The 23126-nt window shown below is 30.8% G+C and carries 22 protein-coding genes and 1 tRNA gene; 9 read left to right on the top strand and 14 right to left on the bottom strand.

All coding sequences use genetic code 4. The features are described 5' to 3' along the window. Positions 1–96 precede the first annotated feature (96 nt). The 4 genes from ftsH to EXC55_RS01720 form a co-directional block, all read right to left on the bottom strand. Positions 97–2229, bottom strand: coding sequence for an ATP-dependent zinc metalloprotease FtsH (ftsH, locus tag EXC55_RS01735; protein ID WP_129622973.1), 2133 nt, complete (start codon positions 2227–2229; stop codon positions 97–99). A gap of 86 nt (positions 2230–2315) precedes the next feature. Beyond that, positions 2316–3221 carry a tRNA lysidine(34) synthetase TilS gene (tilS, locus tag EXC55_RS01730; RefSeq protein WP_129622972.1) on the bottom strand — a complete coding sequence of 302 codons (906 nt, stop codon included), beginning with the start codon at positions 3219–3221 and terminating at the stop codon, positions 2316–2318. Beyond that, on the bottom strand, positions 3184–3759 hold the full coding sequence (gene pth / locus EXC55_RS01725; RefSeq protein WP_129622971.1) for an aminoacyl-tRNA hydrolase: 576 nt from the start codon (positions 3757–3759) through the stop codon (positions 3184–3186). Before pth ends, tilS begins: the two co-directional genes overlap by 38 nt. Continuing rightward, entirely contained in the window at positions 3750–5762 is a 2013-nt protein-coding gene (locus EXC55_RS01720) for an ATP-dependent DNA helicase (RefSeq protein ID WP_165001865.1), read from the bottom strand. The genes pth and EXC55_RS01720 overlap by 10 nt, the downstream gene beginning before the upstream one ends. Positions 5763–6002: 240 nt before the next feature. On the opposite strand from EXC55_RS01720, the gene EXC55_RS01715 reads away from it, so the two are divergent. From EXC55_RS01715 to EXC55_RS01705, 3 genes are all read left to right on the top strand, one after another. Continuing rightward, positions 6003–6416, top strand: coding sequence for a hypothetical protein (locus tag EXC55_RS01715; protein ID WP_129622969.1), 414 nt, complete (start codon positions 6003–6005; stop codon positions 6414–6416). Next, positions 6341–7561, top strand: a complete 1221-nt coding sequence (locus EXC55_RS01710; RefSeq protein ID WP_318024545.1) for a helix-turn-helix domain-containing protein — start codon at positions 6341–6343, stop codon at positions 7559–7561. Before EXC55_RS01715 ends, EXC55_RS01710 begins: the two co-directional genes overlap by 76 nt. Positions 7562–7698: 137 nt before the next feature. Further along, positions 7699–8808, top strand: a complete 1110-nt coding sequence (locus EXC55_RS01705; protein ID WP_129622967.1) for a DNA polymerase III subunit beta — start codon at positions 7699–7701, stop codon at positions 8806–8808. Positions 8809–8900: 92 nt separating this feature from the next. Here the strand turns inward: EXC55_RS01705 and EXC55_RS01700 are convergent, their stop codons facing one another. After that, positions 8901–9791 (bottom strand): DegV family protein, encoded by an 891-nt coding sequence (locus EXC55_RS01700; protein WP_129622966.1) that lies wholly within the window; start codon positions 9789–9791, stop codon positions 8901–8903. Between the two features lie 37 nt (positions 9792–9828). On the opposite strand from EXC55_RS01700, the gene tapR reads away from it, so the two are divergent. The 6 genes from tapR (at position 9829) to EXC55_RS01670 (ending at position 14779) form a co-directional block, all read left to right on the top strand. Continuing rightward, positions 9829–10464 (top strand): TyrS-associated PheT N-terminal domain-related protein TapR, encoded by a 636-nt coding sequence (gene tapR / locus EXC55_RS01695; protein WP_165001863.1) that lies wholly within the window; start codon positions 9829–9831, stop codon positions 10462–10464. Positions 10465–10471: 7 nt separating this feature from the next. Beyond that, positions 10472–11707 carry a tyrosine--tRNA ligase gene (gene tyrS / locus EXC55_RS01690; RefSeq protein ID WP_129622964.1) on the top strand — a complete coding sequence of 412 codons (1236 nt, stop codon included), beginning with the start codon at positions 10472–10474 and terminating at the stop codon, positions 11705–11707. Between the two features lie 36 nt (positions 11708–11743). Then, positions 11744–11817, top strand: a tRNA-Thr gene (locus EXC55_RS01685). Between the two features lie 248 nt (positions 11818–12065). Then, the gene (rpsD, locus tag EXC55_RS01680; protein ID WP_129622963.1) at positions 12066–12668 is read left to right on the top strand and encodes a 30S ribosomal protein S4; all 603 of its coding nucleotides are present in this window, start codon (positions 12066–12068) and stop codon (positions 12666–12668) included. Positions 12669–12680: 12 nt separating this feature from the next. Further along, a complete protein-coding gene (gene rpmE / locus EXC55_RS01675; protein ID WP_129622962.1) occupies positions 12681–12911 on the top strand; it encodes a 50S ribosomal protein L31 in 231 nt (76 codons plus the stop codon). A gap of 278 nt (positions 12912–13189) precedes the next feature. Beyond that, complete coding sequence (locus tag EXC55_RS01670) at positions 13190–14779, top strand: RNA-binding domain-containing protein (protein ID WP_129622961.1); 1590 nt, start codon at positions 13190–13192, stop codon at positions 14777–14779. 88 nt (positions 14780–14867) lie between these two features. On the opposite strand, the gene EXC55_RS01665 is transcribed toward EXC55_RS01670, so the two are convergent. From EXC55_RS01665 to rlmB, 9 genes are all read right to left on the bottom strand, one after another. Beyond that, entirely contained in the window at positions 14868–15686 is an 819-nt protein-coding gene (locus EXC55_RS01665) for an alpha/beta fold hydrolase (protein WP_129622960.1), read from the bottom strand. 9 nt (positions 15687–15695) lie between these two features. Continuing rightward, the gene (locus tag EXC55_RS01660; RefSeq protein ID WP_129622959.1) at positions 15696–16757 is read right to left on the bottom strand and encodes an ABC transporter permease subunit; all 1062 of its coding nucleotides are present in this window, start codon (positions 16755–16757) and stop codon (positions 15696–15698) included. Beyond that, a complete protein-coding gene (locus EXC55_RS01655) occupies positions 16750–17766 on the bottom strand; it encodes an ABC transporter permease subunit (RefSeq protein ID WP_165001862.1) in 1017 nt (338 codons plus the stop codon). The genes EXC55_RS01660 and EXC55_RS01655 overlap by 8 nt, the downstream gene beginning before the upstream one ends. Then, positions 17738–20464: an OppA family ABC transporter substrate-binding lipoprotein gene (locus tag EXC55_RS01650; protein WP_129622957.1), complete on the bottom strand. Its 2727-nt coding sequence runs from the start codon at positions 20462–20464 to the stop codon at positions 17738–17740. The genes EXC55_RS01655 and EXC55_RS01650 overlap by 29 nt, the downstream gene beginning before the upstream one ends. Before the next feature lie 93 nt (positions 20465–20557). After that, entirely contained in the window at positions 20558–21163 is a 606-nt protein-coding gene (gene nusG, locus EXC55_RS01645) for a transcription termination/antitermination protein NusG (RefSeq protein WP_129622956.1), read from the bottom strand. 8 nt (positions 21164–21171) lie between these two features. Then, positions 21172–21546 carry a preprotein translocase subunit SecE gene (gene secE, locus EXC55_RS03330; protein WP_197722269.1) on the bottom strand — a complete coding sequence of 125 codons (375 nt, stop codon included), beginning with the start codon at positions 21544–21546 and terminating at the stop codon, positions 21172–21174. Next, on the bottom strand, positions 21546–21695 hold the full coding sequence (gene rpmG / locus EXC55_RS01635) for a 50S ribosomal protein L33 (RefSeq protein WP_129622955.1): 150 nt from the start codon (positions 21693–21695) through the stop codon (positions 21546–21548). The genes secE and rpmG overlap by 1 nt, the downstream gene beginning before the upstream one ends. Positions 21696–21796: 101 nt before the next feature. Next, positions 21797–22411 carry a hypothetical protein gene (locus EXC55_RS01630; protein WP_129622954.1) on the bottom strand — a complete coding sequence of 205 codons (615 nt, stop codon included), beginning with the start codon at positions 22409–22411 and terminating at the stop codon, positions 21797–21799. A gap of 8 nt (positions 22412–22419) precedes the next feature. Further along, positions 22420–23124, bottom strand: coding sequence for a 23S rRNA (guanosine(2251)-2'-O)-methyltransferase RlmB (gene rlmB / locus EXC55_RS01625; protein WP_129623257.1), 705 nt, complete (start codon positions 23122–23124; stop codon positions 22420–22422). Positions 23125–23126 lie beyond the last annotated feature (2 nt).

Here is a 23126-nt window from a genome sequence, read left to right as displayed (position 1 = left end):
AAAATTTGGTGTTTGTGCTGTTTATATCTATGAAATAGGTGTTTTTGGATTTTTTCTTTAACAGAACTGGCTCATTAGTCTTAATCAACCAACTCTTTAGTTATTTTCTTGTGAATTAGCAGTATTTTTATTTTCTGTTGACTCTTCTTTTTCATCAACATTTTTCGAATCTTGCTGTGTTGTAGAGTTATTCAATAATTCATCTAAAGTGAATTTTTTGTTGTCTACAGGTGTAATTTCTTTTTTAGGAGGTAAACTTAAATTTTTGGCAATGTATTCGATTTCTTCTGCAACAATGGTTTCTTTTTCTAGTAGTGCAGTTTTGATTAATTCTAAAAGCTCACGATTTTCATTGATTACTTTTTGCGCATTTTCAAGTGCTTCTAACATAATTTTACGCACTTCAACGTCAATTTCGTGACCAATTTGACTTGAAAAAGCAGCAGATTTAAGATAATCACGACCTAGGAAAGGAGAACCTTCATCTTTTTCAAATTGAATTGGTCCAAGTGCTGACATACCTCATTCTGTTACCATTTTACGAGCGATTTTGGTTGCTTTTGCAATGTCATCGCTTGCGCCAGTTGAAATATTTTCTTCGCCATAAATAATTGTTTCAGCAGCACGCCCACCCATGAAACTGGTGATCATCGCAATTAATTCTTTACGTGAAGCGTTGTATTTTTCTTCTTCAGGTGTCATCAAGTTGTGGCCACCAGCTTGTCCACGAGGGATGATGGTGATTTTTTGCACTTTGTTACCGCCAGGAACTTTTAGTCCAACTACAGCGTGACCAGCTTCGTGGTAAGCAACCATAGTAAGTTCTTCTTTAGAAATAACTCTATTTTTCTTTGCAGGACCACTCATCACACGGTCGATTCCTTCGTCAATATCTTCGATAGTAATTAAATCGTGTGATGCTCTAACTGCAAGAAGTGAAGCTTCGTTAATTACGTTTTCAAGTTGAGCACCAGAAAAACCTGGAGTACGTTTAGCAACTTTACCTAAATCAATGTTAGGTGCAAGTCTCTTGCCTTGTGCGTGCAATTCTAAAATTTCTTGACGTTCTTTAACATCAGGTAAACCAACGGTAATAGTTCTATCAAATCTGCCTGGACGAGTTAATGCAGGATCTAGAACATCAGCACGGTTTGTGGCAGCAAAGAATAAAATTCCATTGTTTTCTTTCATACCATCCATTTCAACTAAAAGTTGGTTTAAGGTTTGTTCACGTTCATCGTGGCCTCCCCCTAAACCTGCACCACGTGTACGTCCGATAGCATCAAGTTCATCAATAAAAATAATTGCTGGTGCATTTTTACGAGCTTCTTCAACTACAGTTCTAACTCTTTTAGCGCCTAAACCAACAAACATTTCCACAAAGTTTGATGCTGAAATAAAGTAAAAAGGCACATTTGCTTCACCAGCTGTCGCTTTGGCAAGTAAGGTTTTACCAGTCCCTGGAGGACCACCAAGTAAAATTCCGTGCGGCATTCTTGCGCCGGCAACTTGGTATTTTTTAGGGTTTTTTAAATAATCAACAATTTCTTGAATTTCTTCAATTGCTTCTTTGTTTCCGGCGATATCTTTAAAGGTTTTATCGCTTTTGATTTTTTTAGCAGGGTTTCTATCTTCACCAACAGCACCCATCAAGTTTGAATTTCTTCGCAATAATCACATTGAAAGTGCGATGTAAAGAATAATCATCACAATCAATGGAATTGATGGAGCAATGTATCTATCAAAAAATGAAGTGCTTGCAACAGGTAAAGGTGTGTATTGGAATTTTGCAACTGCTTCTTGAGCTCCGCTAATTGCATAATTTAACACTTGTGAATAAGCGGTGCTTTCGTTTCAATTTGCCAAACTTTTTACCAAAACCCCATTAAGATTTCAATTTCCGATTGCTTCAGATGAACCTAAAAGTCCAGCAAATTCTCGACCAACATTAGCTTGAAAAGTTCCAACTACAACATTGTTTTCTACAAATGTATAAGTTACTGTTCCAATGTACGAATCTAACTTAACATCTTGAAAATAAGTTGTGTCTGAGCTTGATGCTATTGCTTTTCCAAATTGTGTGTTGAAATCAGTTACCGAAATCACTTTCAAGCTACTTCCATATCTGTTCACAATAAACGCAATAACAATAGCAAGAATAATGGCGATAATAATGAAGTAAAATCAAAACTTAGCTTTGTTAAACTTACGATCTTGTTTACCTTCCATCCTTCTCCCTTCTTTAGTATGTAAGAATAAATAAAAAAATTATATAACATAACAAAAATTTAGCACTCTCGAGATGAGAGTGATATTTATTTTGTTTTTGGTTTAAGTAGTTTTCCTCTTTTTTTGTGTAAAAAAACTTTATCTTTTAAAAGAAAACTATTTGTCCTGTTGTTCGAAAGTACAAAAGCAACTAAATTGTTAATTTTTCCGCTTGAAAGTTTTATGGTTTGAAAATAAGTGTTGATAAAAATGTAAATAAGTTCAGTTTTGTATTCTAATTTTTTAAATTCATCTTGGTCAAACTCGCTACTTTCTCATTTTGCAAAAATTCTAAAAATTTCTTCATTCACAATTTGGTTTTTTTTGTTTAATTCGTTTATTTCATCAATAATTTTTTGTTTTTGATTGTTACTTAGTTTGGTTAGTTCTAACCGAATTTTGTTTCTGGTGGTAATTGGTAAAAAATTCGTCTCGTCCGTAGCGTAATTAATTTGATTTTTTTCACACAGTTCTAAAAGTTCATTTTTAAAATACATTTTTAGAAAAGGTCTATAAACTAGCATATTACGCAAAATTGATTTTTCTTTAATGCCGTAATAAAACCTTTTTTTCTTTGCGTTTTGTTGCATTAATGCTGTTTCTAAAAAATCATCCTTATGGTGCCCGAGTAAGAGCATTTCACAATTAAATTTTTTATAGATTTCGTAAAAAAAATCCAACCTGTCTTCCCGCGCTTGGTTTTCAAAATTCGTGTTGTAATATCTCTCTTCTTTGGACGTAAAAATTTGCTTATCAAAAAATGAAATTTTGTGTTTCTCACAAAATTTACGCACTATTTCAACATCTTTGAAACTATCCTTACGAACATTATAATTCACTGTACAAACAATTAAATTTGACGAATCATACTGTGACATAGCTCAAGAGAGCAAATACATCGAATCAGGACCACCGCTAATTCCCAGTAGGATTTTTCTTTCTTCGTAAAGCATTAAATTTTTCCATTACTTGGTTGATATCGTTATAAATAAACTGAATCGCTGCATCGCACGCGATGTTTGCCACGGTTTCAAAATCACTAATTTCCTCTTGTTTAAAATTTTGCAAAACATAATCTCTTAATGGTATAACATCACTTCTACCAATACCTATACGCATACGTTTAAAATCATTTTTACCTAATTGGTCAACTATGCTTTGGATTCCGTTGTGTCCCGCAGAACTACCACCAATCTTAATTGCTGCTTGCCCCAATTCAAAATCTTTGTCGTCATAAATAACCATTAAATTTGTTGAATCAATTTTGTAAAAATTAAGCAAATTTTGAACAAAAAAGCCAGACCTATTCATGTATGTTTCTGGTTTTGCAATAATAACATCGTCGCCAATTACGTATCGCCCGTTGAATTTTTCTTTGTTAAGTTTTAGGTTTAATCTTTCCAAAAGTTTATCCACCACCAAATAACCCGCATTGTGTCGATTAAACTCATACAAAGTTCCTGGGTTGCCCAGACCTACGATTAATTTCATTTTTCCTGCCTTGTGTTTAATAAATAACTCATTATAGTCTCGATGTGTTCATCAGAGTTACGAATGCCACTTAAATAGTGATGTTCACTACCTAGAATTATAAGTTTTTCTTGAGCTCGCGAAACAGCGGTATAAATCAAACGATTAGTTAACATATATTCCACTTCAGCAAACGCACAAAAAACAACTACTTTTGATTCTGACCCTTGAAATTTATGTACGGTGGTAGCGTATGCTAATTTTATTGTTTCGGTTGTTGTTTTTTGATTTAGTTTCAGAATTTTTTCGCCATTATTGATTGAAAAAACGTAATTTCCACCATCAATTCCGATAAATTCACCAGTTTCTCCGTTAACTATATTTTCTGATGGTTTGTTAATCACACAAATAATTTTGTCGCCTATATACAATTTCTCGTTTTTGTGAATTTTAGCAATACCAATATCTTGTGTTTCGTGCTTTTCTAAACGGTACTGTTGAATGATTTTGTTTGTTTGATTAATGATTTCATTAGTAGGAATTAAAATCGCAATATCATCAATCTCGTAAATTTCTCTTAACTTTTCATACATTAATGGGAAATTTTCATAAAAAGTAGCTAGATTTGTTTCGTGAAAAAATATATGTTCAGATTGCATAATTGGGTAATTTTTTCCTTGCACAGCTACAAAGTTATCGCTTATATCCTTGAATTCCGTACGAAAAATTTCTGTTAAGTAGATTTTGTCAATGTCTTTTGCTTCCATAAATTCTTCCAGCAAATTACCTGGTCCAATGCAAGGAAGCTGATTACTATCACCAACCAAAATTAAACGTTCTAAGTTAGGACACTTCAACAAAATAGTATAGAACAAATCAACATTCACCATTGAAAACTCATCAATAATTAAAACTCTTGTTTTATCAGACTCAGGTATGGAATCAAAGTTTTTGGCAAATTCGTGGTCAATTTTGAAGTAACTATGAATCGTTTGTGCTGTCACTTTTGTTTTTGTTCTTATATTCGCAGTTGCTTTTCCTGTTGGGGCTAGAATTGCCACCGAATCTTTTTTATAAACATTTGATTCGATAAAACTCTTGTAAATGTGTTCAATTAAATATGATTTGCCTGTTCCTGGAAAACCAGAAATAATGTAAAACCCGCTTTGCAAAGCTTCTAAATAAGCTTTCTGCTGTTTCTCAGACCATTTGATTGATGATTTTTTATTATAAATAAGTGGTAATGTTTTGTTAGATTTTAATAAAAAAACTTTTTGCAAAATATACAGATTTTTTTTATACATTTCTGCTGTGCATATTCTATCTAAAGCATCAAAATAAATTAATTCCTTTGTTTCTAACATCACATCTAAAATATCGGTCACATATTCAACTCTAGCGCCTGGCCATTCTCTTTTAATTTTTTGAAAAATCTTATATGGTTCATATTTAAAAAATGTACTGTTTGATGTGTATTGTTCTTCAAAATATTTTAGAATCAAACTTTTTGTCATTCAAGTTCGTTGAATTATATTTTCGTCAGGCTTGTATAAAGCTAAGGCAAAACGGTGTACATCATAAAAATGCCAACCTAATTCAAAATAAAATTTATAAACGTTTAATTGAGTCAACTCTAATAAAAAATCGCTTTTTTTAAAGAATTCTTTTAAATTTTCGTAATAAATTATCAAATGCTGTCTGAGAAAAAATTTATAGGTTTCATTTTCGAAAGTTGATAAAAATTCTTTGAGACTTTTCTTTCTGCTTGGAGTTTTTATCACTAAATCTTTTTCAAAATAATTGTGTTTCTCAGCCACTTTGTATCATTCTTCACCATATTTTTCAATAATTTTTTCAAGCGACTTTTTAGTAAAACCTTGAACTTTTTCGATTACGAGTTCATTAATCATTTCGGTTGTAAGTTGTGGTTGCGAAATTTGAACAAGAACGTATGAGTCATAATTTTCATTTTTGCGTAACACAAGGTCATAATAGTTTCCGATTTCAAAAACTTCTTTATTCATATAAACCAAATAAGTTTGTTTTTTTGTTGAAAACAATGCAAGCGTGTACGCCCAATTAAAATCAGGACCGCCTTTAAAAATTTTTGTGAATCTTCCTGTCACTTTTAACTCTTGTTCTGTCATAACAAAATTATAAAGATATTTTTATTCATTATTTTTTTGATTTCAACCCCTCTTTACCCTGTGTTTTTGGGTAACTTTTGGTTTCTTAGAAACTAAAAATAAAATATTATTTTATATATGAACAACAATAACTTTGACACATTTAATTTTGAAATTTTTGCTTCTGTCAATGAAATGTTCAAAAACGAGATGAAAAAAAATGATGATACTCTTGCTAACAAAAATTTTTACAGCAAAATGATCATCCTTAAATTCAAAGATGGTGTAGTTACCTTTCTGACAAAATTAGAAAAAGAAATAGCCGAAAGCTGGCTAAAAAAGAAAAAATCGCTAATTATTCGTGTTTTGAACAAAATTTTAGACTCTAACGTAAATACAATTGTTTATAAATGCGAAAAAAATAACAAAGAAAGTGTTGTAACTGCACAAGTTAAACTACCTATAGATAAAGAGATTTACGAACCAACAGCTTCTGATTTGACTGGAGAATCAAAACGTCAACAAACCCTTCTTTTCTGGAAGAATCGATAAAAAAAACTAACGAACAAAAATTTCGAGATAACTTAAACCACCAAGAAAATGAAAGTTATCAAGATGAAATAATTATTGAATTTAAACATCAAGATCAATATACTTTTCAAAATTACTTGTTTTGTAGTTTTAATCAAAATTTAATGAGCGTGAAGAACCTTATTATCGAAGGTGATAAAACTTATCCAGTGGTTGTTATTTTTGGTAAACCGGGCTTTGGTAAAACACACTTTTTATACGCATTAGCTAACGAAATGCTTGAAAATGAAAAATCTGTTTCTCTTTTTACCCCTAAATACTTTTCAACTGAAATTCAATTGCTTTTGCAAACCAACAATCAGACAAAATTAAAAAAGATTCGTGAAAAACTAATTTCTGTTGATTTGTTGATCTTTGATGATTTTCAAGTTTTTAGCGATGGAAACAAAAGAGCAACAATTGATTTTTTGTTTGATGTATTTGATGCTCGTATCAATTTAAAAAAACACACTATGTTCGCAACTGATAGAAACATTGCTTTGTTTAAAAATGTTTTTGCCGACAATTTGTTTTCTCGATTACGACTTGCAATTGAAATTGAATTGGATAAACCAACAAAAAAAGATATCGAAAAATTGATTTATTTTATTATTGAACAAAAAAATCTTGATAAATCACTTTGAGAACAAGATGCAATTGATTATGTTGTTGCGCACCAATCTGATAGCATAAGAAGTTTGATAGGAGCAATTGACAATGCGAATTTTAAACTCTTACAAAGAAACAATTTGTTTTACAGAGAGCCAGAAACAACCATCTCAAAAGACGATATAAAAGAAGTTTATTCAGAACTAGAGAAGAGAAAAATTGAAAATTACACACCTGAAAACATTATCCTCAACGCTTGTCAATACTATAAAGTTCAAAAGAAGGATGTTTTAGGTAGAAAAAGAAGAAAAGACATAAATAATGCAAGACATGTTGCAATGTATATGATAAGAAAAGAATTAGATGTGCCTTTGCAAAAAATTGGAACTATTTTCAATAAGAACCATTCATCTGTTATATATGTGATAGAAAAAATGGAAAAAGATATCGAAAGTGAACAAAGTTTGTTCCAAGAGGTAATTAACACTATAAACGAACAATTGTTAAAAAACTCTTAATTAACAAACACTTTTGTCAAATATTTACGAGTTTTTTAACAAAAGTTATTGGTTTTTAACAATTTGACATTTTATATTTATAAAAACATCTTCTTTTGACAATCAAAAGAAAAAGAAACAATTCAAAAGGGAGAGAGATGAAATTTACTATCAACAAAAAAATTTTGGAAGAAAGTACAGAAACCGTTTCAAAATACACAAATTCGGTTAGTGAAAACTACGCGCTAAGATCAATTTTGTTCAAAGTGAAACAAAATGAAATTGAATTACAGGCATACAACGAGTATTTTTCTATCGTCAAAAAAATTGAAGTCGACAACACCAATGTTTTTGTTTCAGAACAAGGTGAATTTCTAATCACTGCGGCAATTTTTAAAAATGTTGTTAAAAAAACAACAGGAACAATTGAAATAAACGACGAAAACGGAATAATTGAAGTAATTTCGCCGGAAAGCCGTTACACAATTACAAAAAACGATCAAAAAATTTTTAATCAAATAGAAAATGTTGTTAAAACGGTTGAAATTGAAATTGACCGCGATGAATTCAAAAAAGCCATTCAATCTGTTAGATTTGCCGCAACAAACAACAACGATAATATTTTTAAATGTATAAATTTAAAATTTTTTAAAAATACAATTAATTTAGTTGCAACTGATAGATATCGTCTCGCAAAATATTTAGTAACTGCGGGCGAAGAAATAACAAACGACGAAATTGATATTTCAATAAACGCTGACCTTGTAAAAGATTTGATTCCGCAAGATGCAAACAAAAAAATGAAAATATTTTTTAATAATATTAAATTTGGTGTGGAATATAAAAACACTGTTATAACTGTAAGAAAAAGTGATGTAACTTATCCAAATTTAGATTACCTTTTTACAACTGATGAAATCAAATACAAAATTATTATTAATAAACAAATATTAATGGATATGTTAAACAGAGCGTATGTATTTAGTTCTTATTCAACGAGCGCTCTTGAATTAAGTTTTGATAAATCAAGTTTAACTGTATCAATGCAAAACTCAGAAATAGGAACATCTGTTGTTAGAACTAACCAAGTATATTTCGAAGGACCTAAAACATTAATTTTTGATATAAATTACAACTATTTAAAAGATGCTCTTTCTGTTTTTGATAATGATGTAATTATTCTATTAGATCAAAGTGCCTCAAAAATATTGCTTTTGTCAAAGTCAAACGAAAATTGCAAGCAAATAGTTTGCCCTATAAGAAAATAAATTTCAATAAAACATTTCTAACTAGATCTTCATGTTCTAGTTTTTTTATTTAATTTATAAAAAAACCTCTCCATTTAATGAAGAGATTGTGATTATTGTTTTTCTTTTATGTAATCAAGAAATTTGTTTTTTGTTTCCTTATCTATTTCCATAACTATTCCAACATACGATTCTGGTCCCGTATGTATTGAAACAACAGGAGAAATAAAACGCTTTATAACTTTTTCACCAAAAACTTCTTCAAACTTGTTTTGAATATCTCTTTGGTCATCTTCTGTTGCGTTTGAATGTAAGTAAGCAACTAAAAATTCATTTGTTTCGTTTGCTTTTAAAAATTCCTTTTTCTTTTCTATGTTTTTTAAGATTGATTTTTTAAAGATTCTTCCAACACCTTCTTTTAGAAGTTGTCCATCTTCAAAAGCAATTAAAGGTACTATATTTAAGAGTTTAGCAACTAATGCAGCAGCAGGATGAAGTCTTCCGCCTTTTACAAGATATTTGTTGTATTTAGGAATAAGAGTAACTGACTTTCTTCATCCACCATTTTCTATGAATTTAATATATTCATCGATTTTTGTTTCATCTTTTTTAATTTGGTTTTCCAACCAAAATAGGTCAAGCAAAATAAGTTCAACAATTTCAACGGATTGTATAACTCTTACTTTGGGAAATTGCTCTGCCAAAATAGTTAAAGATTGACAACAACCTGAAAGATGTTTAGAAATAGGATAAACAAAGATCTTGTCGTATTCTTTTGATAGTTCTATAAATAAATTTTCAGCTTCTCCTAAATTAACAGAAGAAGTTTTTACTTCCTTGTCTAAAGTGAACTTTTCAAATAAGTTTTTTGAAGTTATTTGAACTCCATCTTCATACTCAATATTATTAATTGTTATGTGCAGAGGCAAAAAATATCACCCTAATTTTTCAGCTTCGTCTTTAGTTAAAGAGCTAGCGGAGTCAACTACTATTGCATATTTCATACTGATATTATATATAAATAAATATATAATTCTTTTTATGATATTTTTTGATTTAAGAAACAATTTTAAAGACACTTCAACCGTAATTTTAGATTCTAATGTACAAGACACTTTCGTTGATGACTACAAAGATTTTAGTGTCCTTTACGACAAAAATTTAAATATCAAACAAGTAAATTTTTTTAATTTTGATATTTTAACTTTTAACAAAAACATTGTTTTAAGAGAAGAAAACACAAACAAATTAAAAAGCTTGTTAGCTTCAACTAATAAACGGTATATCTTAAACTCAAAAAAACTAATTGCTTACGGCAAAATCATTAGTAGAACTACCCATCCTAAAAGCAAAAATCTTTTTGTTTTAGATGTGGACTTCAATGGTTTTCGTAAACAAATAATCACTAACACAGATTTCACTTTAGAAAACAAGTATTTCTTATTTTTCTTAAGTGGATCAATTACTGCGAATAATGACCGAATTTCAGAAGGTACTATCTTAGATGCAAAAAGTGCTGGTATGTTAGCAAGTGCTTATAGTTTAGGTTTACAAAAAGAGAATAACCTTCTATTCAACCAAAAATTTAACGATTATTTAAACCAACAAAATGTAATTGACGCATTTTGACAATCACAAGATATTTATTCATTGTTAGGAAACTTTGAAAAAGAGTAAGGATTTTATGAACATTTTAGATGAATTAAAATGAAGAGGAATTCTCAAGCAGATTAGTAACGAAGAAAAATTTAAAAAATTAATTCCTGGAGAAACTGGCATTTATTGTGGTTTTGATCCAACAGCTTTAAGTTTGCACTTAGGTAATTACATTTTAATTTCTGTTTTAAAAAGATTTAAAAAAGCTGGTTTCAATGTTTATGCCATTGTTGGTGGTGCAACTGGAATGATTGGGGATCCCTCATTCAAGGACAAAGAAAGGGTTTTGCTAGATAATCAGGCGGTTGTCACAAATAAAAACGCAATAAAAAACCAACTTAGAAAACAAGGTCTCAAAGTTATTGACAATTATTCTTTTTACAGAAACATAAACATCTTAGAGTTTTTACGAGATGCAGGTAAATTAATTAATGTTGCGTCAATCTTAAGTAGAGACTCTATTGTTAATTGTTTAGAAAGAGGATTGTCTTTCACTGAGTTTTCTTATACTTTATTGCAAGGTTACGACTTTTTAACTCTTTACAAACAAAAAAACGTTTGTATCCAATTAGGCGGTAGCGACCAATGAGGCAATATTGTGACTGGTCTCGATATGATAAACCGCGTTTATGGTGATAACCATCAAGCTGTTGGCATCACAATGGACTTGTTAACTGACGAAAACGGTAATAAAATTGGAAAATCTACTGGCGGCGGTGCGCTTTGGCTCGACCCAAAAATGTGTTCGCCATATCGCTTTTACCAATATTTATTTAACCAATCAGACGCAACGAGCGAAAAATTAATTAAATGGTTGACTTTTTTACCAAAAGAAAAAATTGAACAAGTAATTTCAAAACATTATCAAAACCCAAAATTGCACTTGTTACAAAAAACATTAGCGCAACAAGTTACTAAAGATATTTTTGGTGCCCAAGGTGTGAAATTTGCGCAAAAAATTACAAGTTTAATTTATAAACAAAACATTAGCGATTTAAACCTTTCCCTTGACGAATTTGAAGAGCTCAAAAACTATTTACCTGTTGTTGAAATTGAAGTCGGAGCTAATACAGTTGACACTTTAATTGCTGCTAAACACATTCAATCAAAGCGCGAAGCGAGAGAATTTATTCAAACAAAATCGTTAAAAATCAATGGCATGCCTTTTGATGAAACATCCTTGTATGAAACCAAGCTTGGTGAAGGCAAGTTTGCAATTATTAAAAAAGGCAAGAAGACAACAATTCTGGCAGTTTCAAAATAAGAAAAAGATATAGTAAAATATTAAAACATTTTACTAGCCGGATTAGTTAAGTGGTATAACAAATGACTCGTAATCATTAATCGCAAGTTCGATTCTTGTATTCGGCACCAGATCAAAACAAATTTTGTCAGCTAAACTACATTTATGTAGTTTTTTATTTCCTTTTAAAATAAACAAAATTCAAATTACACATTTACGCTATAATATGCTACGCATATTACAGCAGATGTTCATAAATAAACCTAATATTTGTTTCTTTTTGAGTTGAAAGTAGGTTAGCTGCAAACCGAAATCATTAAAAAATTATTACTTATTTAGGGAACATTACTCTTGATGTTTTATGCAGAAAGAGGTTTACATGAGATACTTAGGACCTGTTTTTAAGAAATCAAGAAGATATGGTTTTTCAATTCTGGAAACTGGTAAAGAGTTCGCAAAAGGTAAAAAAAGAAGTTACGCACCTGGTCAACACGGTAACAAACGTGTGAAATTATCTGACTATGGTCTTCACCTTTACGAAAAACAAAAAGTTAAATTCACTTATGGATTAAGTGAAAAACAAATGAAGAAATATTATGTTCGTGCAACCAAACAAAAAGGTGTTAACGGTACAATTTTGCTTCAATTATTAGAAAGTCGTTTAGACAACTTGGTTTACCGTTCAGGTCTTGCGCAAACAAGAAGACAAGCAAAACAACTTGTAGCACACGGACACTTTGAAGTTGATGGTCACAAAGCAAACATTCCATCAATGCACATTAATGTTGGCAGCGTGGTTACTTTAAAAGTAAAATCACACAAAAATGCTGAAGTTGCAAAGTCACTTGAAAGCAAAACAACATCACCATGACTTACATTAGATCGTGAAAAATTCACATTTAAATTCGACAGATTACCTGAAAGAAACGAACTTCACGCAGAAATCAAAGAAAACTACGTGATCGAGTTCTACTCAAAATAATAGGAGTGATGTATGAAAAAAGATTTACACCCACAATATTTTGATGTTAAAGTTACTTGCCAAACTTGCGGTAAAAAATTCGAATTTAAATCAACAAAGAAACAATTCACAGTCGATGTTTGTTCAGGTTGCCATGTTGTTTATACTGGTGACAAAACCAAACAAAAAGCAACTGGTATGATTGACAAATTCAACCAAAGATTTGCAAAAAGCCAACAAAAACAAAAAGACCAAAAGAAATAAGTTTTGACAAAAATCACTGCAAAAGTGATTTTTTATTTTTGTTCTTTTGTAAAACTGGCACTATACCAATCCTATACCAATCCTATACCAATCCTATACCAATCCTATACCAATCCTATACCAATCCTATACCAATCCTATACCAATCCTATACCAATCCTATACCAATCCTATACCAATCCTATACCAATCCTATACCAATCCTATACCAATCCTATACCAATCCTATACCAATCATTTTTTATTTATATATAATATAAATATTAAAAAGGGAGAATATGAGTGAAAAAGAAGCGTTAATTGCTGTTTATGATTTTTTAGATAAATCAGAACCAGAATCAAGTTATTTGGAATATAAAAAATCAACACAGCAAAAAGATAAAATAATTAAAGTTGCTTGTGCTTTTGCTAATAACATAATGAATAATGATGCGAGTTATTTAATTTTTGGTGTTCAAGAACAAAATGAAGTTGATGGTTCAAAAGCTGTTCCAAAAAAACCAATTTATGGCATTAACCCAAAATTCCTGGAAACTGAAAGAAACAAAATCAAAAATCTTTTAACTAATATTCATCCTCGAATCAATTATTTATTGGTTACTTTATCGTATAAAAAAAGTTTAGTAATTGCCGTGGTTATTCCTAGACACCAAAATGAAAATGGTCCATACATCACCTCAGATTTAGCACAAAAGGATAAATCGATAAATTTGCCAGCTAAAGTTTATGTTAGATACGACACTGATTCTAAGACTTGTACACCGGAACAATTTCAAGAGTTAACTTGAAAATTTTCAAGATTAACTTTTTTAAGTCAAAGTAATGCCACTGCAAAAGTTTCTGATTTAAACATTTTGTTAATTTTAGAGTATTTAAGACGAATACATCCTGGACGGGTGTTTGAAAAAACAAAGCTTTTCCAACTTGTTAAGGAGCTTAAGTTATCGAACGAAAAGAACTTAACTGAAAAATCTAGAATTACAAATTTCGCAGTTTTGATGTTTACTGACAAGCCAAAAAAATTTATACCTGGTGCTTATACTGCTTTGATGATTTATGACAAAGTCAAAGATGGTTATAACGATAGAATACTTGACGGGAATTTATTGAAACAAATAGACGATTTAAACGATTTTTTTAGTAGTAACATTGAAAAATTGTCAGAAAATGTAGAAGATAATTTTGCCACAAAAGGAATTTACAATTATCCATTGTCTGTGTTGAGAGAACTTGCTGTCAATGCACTTTATCATAAAGATTATGCTCGCAACGAAAATGTCAGAATCTTTTGGAATGAAGATTCAGTCGTGTTTTTCAACCCAAACAAACCACTTTTACCTGTGACTTTGGATAAATTAAATACTTCAAGAGATATTTATTCGTCAGCAACTTATAGAAATCCTGAACTAAAAGAATCTTTAAAATTATTGAATTTTGTGGAAACTCATGGTGCTGGTGTCGCGAAAGCTAAAAAAGCTTTAGAAAAAAATAGCTCACCTCAATTACTTTTTGATATTCAAGGTGACGGAGACGCGAATTTTACTCAAGTTACTGTCAAAATTCACCCTTACGCACAAACAAAACATACAAAAGAGATCAATTTAAACAAATCTACAACAGAAAACATTTCGAACTTATCGAATTTAGAAAGATTTAAATTATTCCCAGCTCAAATTGAAATTTTAAAATTGATTCAAGGTGACAAAAATATCAAAATGTCTGAAATAGCCAAAAAAATAAATTTGAGTGTTGCTGGTGTAAAGTACCATATGCAAATATTAAAATCCTTGAACTTAGTAAAATTCACTGGCAACACTAAAGCTGGTTTTTGGGAACTAATTGAAGAAACAATTGCAAACAAAAAATAGAATGTGATTCTAATTTATAAATATAAAAAAACACTCGCTTCATTGAGTGTTTTTTTGCTATTTGTTGAAAAATTTAACTTTCATTAACTTATTCATTAATGAATTTTTTGAATGGAGAAATAAACTCTTGATAATTTTCAATTCAAGGAGAATGACCCGCTTTCGAAACTTTTAAAATTTGCAGTTTTGTGAATCTTTCTTCAAAATATGCTTCGATTTTAGCAAGATCTATAATTCCATCAGCCTCACCATAAACAAGAAGAATTGGTTTGTTTTTTCATAACTCGTTCCCTTTGTCCATAAGATCAAAGTTCTTTAAGTCGGGCAAATTATCACCAAGTTGATATACTAAATCTAATTTTTCCTTGTTATTTTTAAAATAGTGATCTAGAGTGTTCATCAAATTTACATTGTTGATAATTTTGTTGGGTTCAAAGTAAAGTAATTTAACTAGTTTTTTATATTCTTCAACATTGCGCGGGAAAAATGTCTCTTTAAATGCCTCAACTCTACTTAGGGAAGTGCGATTTTGCGGTCCAATTAGAATAATTTTTGATACTCGATTCACAATGTTGGGCAAAGCCATCATTGTGATGCCGCCTCCCATTGAATGTCCAATGATTATTAAATTGTTTAAATTTAATGTTTCAATAAATTTAATTAGGATATCCATACAAACAATTTCAGTCATTAACTCTTGTTTGCCTTCACTATTTCCGTGTGCCGGCATACTAATTGAAAAAATATTGAAATTAGCAAATTCATCAATAAATTTTTCAAAATGCGTATAGTCAGAACTAAAACCATGCACAAGTAAAATGTTTTGGTTGCTGTTTTTATTTAGATATTCAACATATTCAAGTTTGATATCTTGATATTGAAAAAATTTGTGTTCAAATGTAACCATTTGGCTCCTTTACTGTTTAAAGTTGTCTAAGACTTTTGCTATTCTAATTGCTAAAAATTGCAAATCAACAAGAAACACAAATAAAAATAAGGTAGGAAAAATAATTTTAGCAGGATTTAAGTCTCTGTCGACTCAATTGTTCTTGAGAGTAATCGCCACGTTATAAGAAATCGGAACGCCAATAAAATCTAGAGTAGCAATAAGAAAAATAATATAACCGATTCTTCTAATGAACAAAATTAGTATACGACCAAGAATTCTAAAAGTGATATGTTTGTAGATTATTCTATGTAACGAAACATTTTGACTTCATAAGGCATCAATAAAATTGCTATTTAGTTCTTGCAAGCTGTATTGATAAGCCCAGTAAATCATTCTAATTAAACCTGTTAAAAAGACAAAGATATAAATGAAATAAATGTTACGTATAAAAACAACCACAACAATCATCATAATAATGTCTGGTATCGCCAATAAAACATTCATCATTTTTAAAGAGATTTTAGTAAACGGATTCTGTGTTTTTCAAGCAAGGTAAATTCCTATGTATAAGCCAAAAATTAATTCAACACTAAAAATTCCTGCTGAAATTCCTACAGAAATAATAAATTGTTGTAAAGAATCAACAAAGACATCTTTTCCGAAGGAATCTGTACCAAAAAGAAAAACATGATTTCCGTATAAGGCTTTGATATAGTCTGATTGGCTAAAAACCAAATTTTGTCCAAAGATAGTTTCTTTTATTTCATAAGGGACATTATATTTTTGCAAATTGGCAAAAATTTCCAAAGTTATTTGATTTTCTTCTTTTGCTCCTCCGTATTTAATTGTTTTTAATGTGTTTTGTCCAAGAGGCAAAATGTTTTCATCTAACCTTAGTGTTTTTTGATTTTTGAAAGGTTCATTTTCTAAAAACAAAGCAATAATTCCAAGAGTCAAAAATAATATTAATGTTGCAAATAATATTATGTTATAGGGCGATTTAAAAAAAGTTTTTCATCTATTGGTTTTATAACCAATGTGTGATTTGCTAATTTTTGGTGTTTGAACAAATCGGAATTGATTATTCATTTGCCCTCCCTTTTTGTCTTGGATCTAAAATTACTTTGACAATTTCGTTAAAAGTTACATTCAATGAATAAATAGTCCCCATGAAAAACACAAAAAAGCAAGTAAAACTGTTTTCATAATTAATTATTACAGCATAGAAATATGACCAAGTACCAGGCATGCGAAAATAAAATTCTAGAAAAATACTAGAAGAAAACAACCCCATTAAAAGGAAAGGTGCGAGACTTAAAATATCAATTAAAACGTTAGGGATGACAATTTTTCAAAACAAAAAACTGTTATTTAAGCCCAACGATTTAGAAAAATTATAGAAATTAGTGTTAAAAACTTGAATGGTTTTTGATCTAGTTACCTGCAAGAGTGGAGCGATTGTAATAAGCACGAGACACATAGTTGGTAAAATCAAACTACTTGGTTTGTTTAAAACATAATCCGTTTGAATTCCATATCCAGACAATCACTGAATAAGCGCAGGAATTAAAATGATTAAAGAAACATTGAGAAAACTTATTGCAAAAAAGTTCAAAATATAATCTCAACTTGTATCTCTCTTTTTTGCTGCAAAATAACCTAAAGAAACCCCGATAAAGAAAGAAATAACTAAAGCAATGAAAGCAATTAAATAAGTGAGTGAGTTTTTCTCTACAAAATAGTTTCAAATGTTAGTATCAGCAACAGTATTAGTGCCATAAATTTGAGAATTTAAATTGCTCAGTGTGCCGAATTCACCTTTAAAATAGCCCAAAATGTGAATTAAACCGCGTAGAAAAAGTGGCTTGTCGAGGTGTTTTTTTTGAATTATGCTTTGTATGGTGAGATCGCCGCTCAAACCCGAAGTTGCAATTTGTTGTTGTTCAGGTACAGTGTAAGGGAATAACCCATTTAGAATTAAGAATAATAAAAACACAATTACTATTGTGATAATAATTGCGTTTAAAAATTTAAAAATAGGAACCGACCAAAATAATTTTTTCTTAATTTTATGAAACTTTTGCGAAATCTTGTACATAGGTCACATTATCCACTGGTATAACAACTTTAAGTGTTTTTTGTGTAATAAGTGTATCAGTATTTTGGTGTGAATCAATGAATTTATCTAAGGTAATGTCAAAGGCTCTTCAGGTGTTGAGTTCACGAAGTAATTCTACTAATTGTTCGTTAGTTGAATTTGCTACAAACCAACGAGCATATTTTGATTGTTCAACAATGTTATCGGTAGAAAAGATTTTATTTTTTACATCCCATTCGTAACCAACGCCACCAAAACCAGTGTTTTGTCATGCTTTAGATTCAGGGTTATATACACCTCTTAAGTAAAGATTTCTTTCCTCGTAACTATTAAATTTATCTAAATCACTTCATACAAGTGGTCTAAATTTGTTTTCTACACTTGGGTCGTAAATTTCGTTGTATCTAAAGGTGCCTTGTTCTTGATGTTTTTTAAGTTCTTTTGCAAATCTAGTTAGTTGTGGGAATGATTTAGCTAAGTTATCATTTTCGTTTAAATCAGCGAATTTCTTTAATAAAGCAAATGGACTTAAACCAATAGCGTGTGTAATTTTGTCTAAATATGGTGAAAGTGTATCGAATTCATAGTTATACACAATGTATTGTGAAATTGCATTTGTACCTGTTTCGTTCACAGCGCCAATTACTCTGTTGATATCAGTTTGACTTGCGAGTAAGTTAAACTTTGGTTCTAATCTTGAATCCAATTCTTTAATTAACTTAATAATTTCTGCGTAGGCTTGCTTTTGTTGTTCACTAAGTACTTTAGTGTTGTAAATGGTTCATTGGATTTTGTCTTTGCTGCTATCTAAATTATTTGCTGTATAAAATTCATCAAGTAAAGCTTTGATGTTTTTCTTCATTTCAGCAAAGTAAAGAGATTTGTATGTGTTTTTATTGTTGTTGTCAGGTGTAAGTTTTGCCAAATCAATTAAATTACCATCTTTGTCAATTGGCATTAATGAGTTAATTTTATCTTTAGCATCGCGTGGTGTTTTATATTTTGCTGTGGCTTGGTCGCTACCACCTAAATTAGCATCTGGTGCCGCGTTTGAAAGTCATAAATCAGTTGCTTTAGAAGTAGATGTTTGTGAATTGTCCTTCACAAAATCTCAGTTAATAGCAGCGTTGATTAATGATCTAAAACTAATACTTTGGTTTGCAAAAACACCACTACTAATCGATTTTCTGTCACTATAGTGTTCTCAATCGCCTTTGAAACCTTGAAGAATTTCTTCGATAGATGCGCCATAAACTAATTTAGCGTAATTGTCATTGAAGTGTTGTGAATAATTTGGTTGATTATTTTTGTCACGTGGAGCAGGAGTAATGTTAAAAGCAGAATTACCGATTGATTGTGATTTGAGGTAGTTTCTAAATTTAACATAACTATATTGATTTTGGTTAGACTCGATTGCTTTTTTATTGGTTTCGTTTAAGTTGTCATAACTAAGCACGCTGTTTTCTGAACCATTAAGAAAGTCACTTTGCGCTTTGTTTGCGTCATTTACACCGTAACGAATTAAAATGCTCTCTAAGTTATTTTGATTCAATAATCCTTTGCTCAAGTAATCTGGATTCACCTTAAGTTCAAGAACATTGTCAGTTGATTTTGTGGCGTTAGGTAAATACGCTCCAGCGTATAGGTTGTTTTTGTATGTGTCTACGCCATAGTAATATAGCGCGATTTCATGGATGATGCTACGACCATATTGATATTCGTTTGCTTCAGTTGAAGCATATTTTTTGTCAGCTGCCAGTGCCTTAATTTTTTGGCTAGGAGCACCCGCAAAAATCAATGACTGAGCAAGCATTAATTTAAAGAAACCAAAAAAATCTGTGCTTTGGTTAGTATCTAAAACATCAAATACTAACGCGTTATTTTTAACGGCGTTAACAGGAGTGAATTTTTTTTCGTCAAACTGAATAAATTTTTCTTGACTAAGGTTATGAATATCAAATTGTTGGCCGTTTGTGTATAAAGTGCTATTGAATTTTTGGTTTTGGTCGTTCAATCTTTTACGGGCAAGCTTATCGGTTTTGTTGTTTTGAGCAGGTGTGCCGTTAAAACCCCTGAAAGCTCTTTGGAAATAACCTGTAAAATAAGTTCTTAAATACGAATATCAAAAATCTTCAGCAACAACTTGGTACTGAGTTTTTTCGCCATTAGCATCGTATCAATAAAAACCGTCTTTAATTTTAATTTCCATTTTTACAGCTTTTTTGGCTGCTTCTTTAAATGCTTCTGAATTTATCGAATTAACGTTGCTAGATTGTTGAAAAACGTATGGAATGGTTGTGTCCTTGTTTTCTTCAGCCTGGTCATTGTCAAAAGTTTTGGTTGAACCATCTTTGAAGGTGAACACAACAGCTTGAGCAAGTTCTAGTTTGAATTTAACTTGACCAGCTTTGACAATATTACCTTGTTCATTATATTCTGGTGATGATAAAGTTTGCAAACGAACAAGTGACGCAGCAGTTGCTGTTTTTTCAAGGCTTTGTTCTGGATTAATTCTGCTGCTTAGTTCAGTTGATGTATCTAAAAAGTATTGATTCATCGGACTTGCAGTTGTTAAATTGTAAACAATTTGGTTTTGGTTGACTTTTGTGTTGTCACCTGAATTATTGGTGCATGAAATTGCTAAAGAAATAGGGGCCAAAGAAATTATTGGCAAAAACTTATAGAATTTTTTATACATCAGTTCTCCGTTTAAAAATACGTTAAGAAAAGTAATAAAAAATAACGAAAGTGAACCGTCATTTTCATTATTTTATTTTGATAAAGTACTATTTTATTTTTCTTGGCTTTTGAGCGATTTCAATTCAAAAGCTGTTGGTGTTTTACGACCAAAAAAGTCGATTTCAACTGTTGCTTTTTGAATTGCTTCGTTAAGCTCAATTATTTTACCACTCTCACCTTTAAAAGGCCCCTCAATAATTTCCACAATTTCACCAATAAGAAATTTCTCGAGTAATTTGCCGCTTTCGAAGTCTTTGGCAAATTTTTGTTCCTTTAAAAAACTTTTTTCAATTTCGCGGTGAGATACAGGTGTTGGTTTTGCTCCCTTACCACTTGACCCAATTAAACCGGTAACATACTGTGTATTCCGAATCACAAATCAAGCACGATCGGTCATATCCATTTTGATAAAAATGTAACCCGAATACATATTGATTCACTTTACTTTATAAGGTTCACCCTTAAGCTTTTTTTCTTGTTCTTTAGCCGAAATAGTAGGTTTTTTAAAAATTTTAAAGGCACCTTCTGGAGTAGCGGTGTTGTCAAAACTTTCAGCAACTTGTTCACTAATAATTCTGTTTCTTAAACTTTCAATTACTTGTTCTTCTTTACCTGTTACGGTACTAATCATATATCATAAAAATTTATTATTTTCCATAGATCCCCTTAGTTAATTGAAGCGCTTGTTCAAATTACAGTAAACATTGATGCTAGGGCAATTACGATAATTACAAAAGCGACAGAAAAAATCACCACTTGTCAAAACGATGTTCAGTTCACTTTTGAGGTTGGCCACTGTACACGTTTAATTTCTTTCACAAAACGACGAAAGAAGTATCTTTTTTTTCTTTGTTCTTTTGGTTCAAAACCAGTTTCGTTCTTTTTACGTAGTTTGGCGGCAGCTCTTTCTTCTTTGTCTTGTTTTTTAGCCAATGCATTTGCTGCTTTTCTATTTTTTCTATCAACAACTCTTTGTGCTTTTCTTGCTTCTTTGGCCGCTTTTTCAGCAAGTTTAGCTTCGTTAATCAATTTGTCAGACATTATTTTTCCTCTTTGTGCAATGTGTGAATTCGACATTTAGGACAAAATTTCTTAATTTGAATGCGTTCCGGATTGGTTAGGCTTTTGTGTGTTGTGTAATTCAGCGCGAAACATTCAGAACAGCTCAAGGTAATTTTTCTCTTCTCCATTAATTATACCTTTTCCATATTTAAAAAAGCCGCGAGGGCTTTTTGTGTAAATATTATAAATTGTTTTTAAAAAACAAAAGTAAAAGACAGTGTGATTGATTTTAATAAGTTTGATAGAAATTATGAAATTTAGTTTGAATTGTGTGTTGTAGTTTGTGAAGTTTTTGTGTTGACATTAAATGGTCTTTGAAATTAAAGCGTTTTTGCAAGCAAAACTTACGTTCAAGTGTTGAAAGTTCGCGTCTTCAGAATTTAAGCAAATCAATATTCTCAACTAATGTTCATGTCTGCGCGTCTTTGTCTTCTAAGTCAAAAAGTTCAAAATCAAAATCGGAGTTTCCAATTTGCATCGTGCGTTCGTTTTTTCAGCGCTTGCGCTCACTGCGCAAATAATTTTTGGTAAAGTTAGTCACGATTTTGACCAAAAAAGTTGTAAAAGATGCTTGCTTGAGTCTTGGTTCGTAAGATTTTAAAAAATAGCCAACTTTTAGTAAAAAGTCGCCATAAACATCATCTTTGTTTTCGTGTGAATATTGTTGATTCAAAGTTTTTGTAATAAATGATTGAATCAGTTCTCGATATTTTAAATGAATTAATTTAGTTAATTCATTGTCAGTCATACTGTCAAATAAAAGTTGAAGTCCAGCACTGTCTTTAGAGTTTACAAATTGGTTAAAAGCTTTTAGTTTTTTAAAAATAAAAACTCGAGTTGGCAAAACACTCCTTAATCTTTTTTAGTGATCGAGTGAATAAGTAAGCCTGCCGCAACTGAAACATTTAAAGATTGCACAGTTCCCTTTTGTGGAATATAAACAATTTGGTCAGCAGTTCTTAACGTTGGCAATGATACACCATCACCTTCACTACCAAGCACCAAGGCAGCTGGGTAGTTATATTGAATTTCGTCGAAACTTGCCGCGTTTTGTTCTAAAGCGGAAACATAAATTCAAAAATGTTCTTTCTTCAATTTGGTTAAAGTTGCTGAAATGCTACTTACTTTAATGAATTTGATATTCGCAAAACCGCCTGATGCAATTTTTAATACTGTAGGAGTAATTGAAGCAGCTTTTTCCTTTGGAAAAATAATGTGTTTAATGCCAAAAGCATTGGCTGTCCGGATGATAGCACCAAAATTATGTGGGTCTTGAATGTGATCAAGCACTAAAACACAATTTGGTTTGTCTTTAAAAATAACATTAAGTTCGTAAATAGGGAAATCCTTAAGAAAAGCAACAATACCTTGGTGATTTTCGTTGTTAAAAACTTCGAAGAAACCCTTTTCTTTAATTTCGATTGGAACTTTGGCTGATTGAAAAATTTGTTCGTTACTAAATTTTGTACCTTTTTGCAAAACAATTTTTTCTAAAGGAAAGCGATTTGCAAGTGCATCTGCGACGCTATTTTTACCACACACATATAATTTTTTCAATT

The organism is Mycoplasmopsis columbinasalis (assembly GCF_900660705.1).
Lineage (GTDB): Bacteria > Bacillota_I > Bacilli_A > Mycoplasmatales > Metamycoplasmataceae > Mycoplasmopsis > Mycoplasmopsis columbinasalis.
Note: the sequence above shows the minus strand (reverse complement) of the source record. Positions and strands in the feature narration are given on the sequence as shown.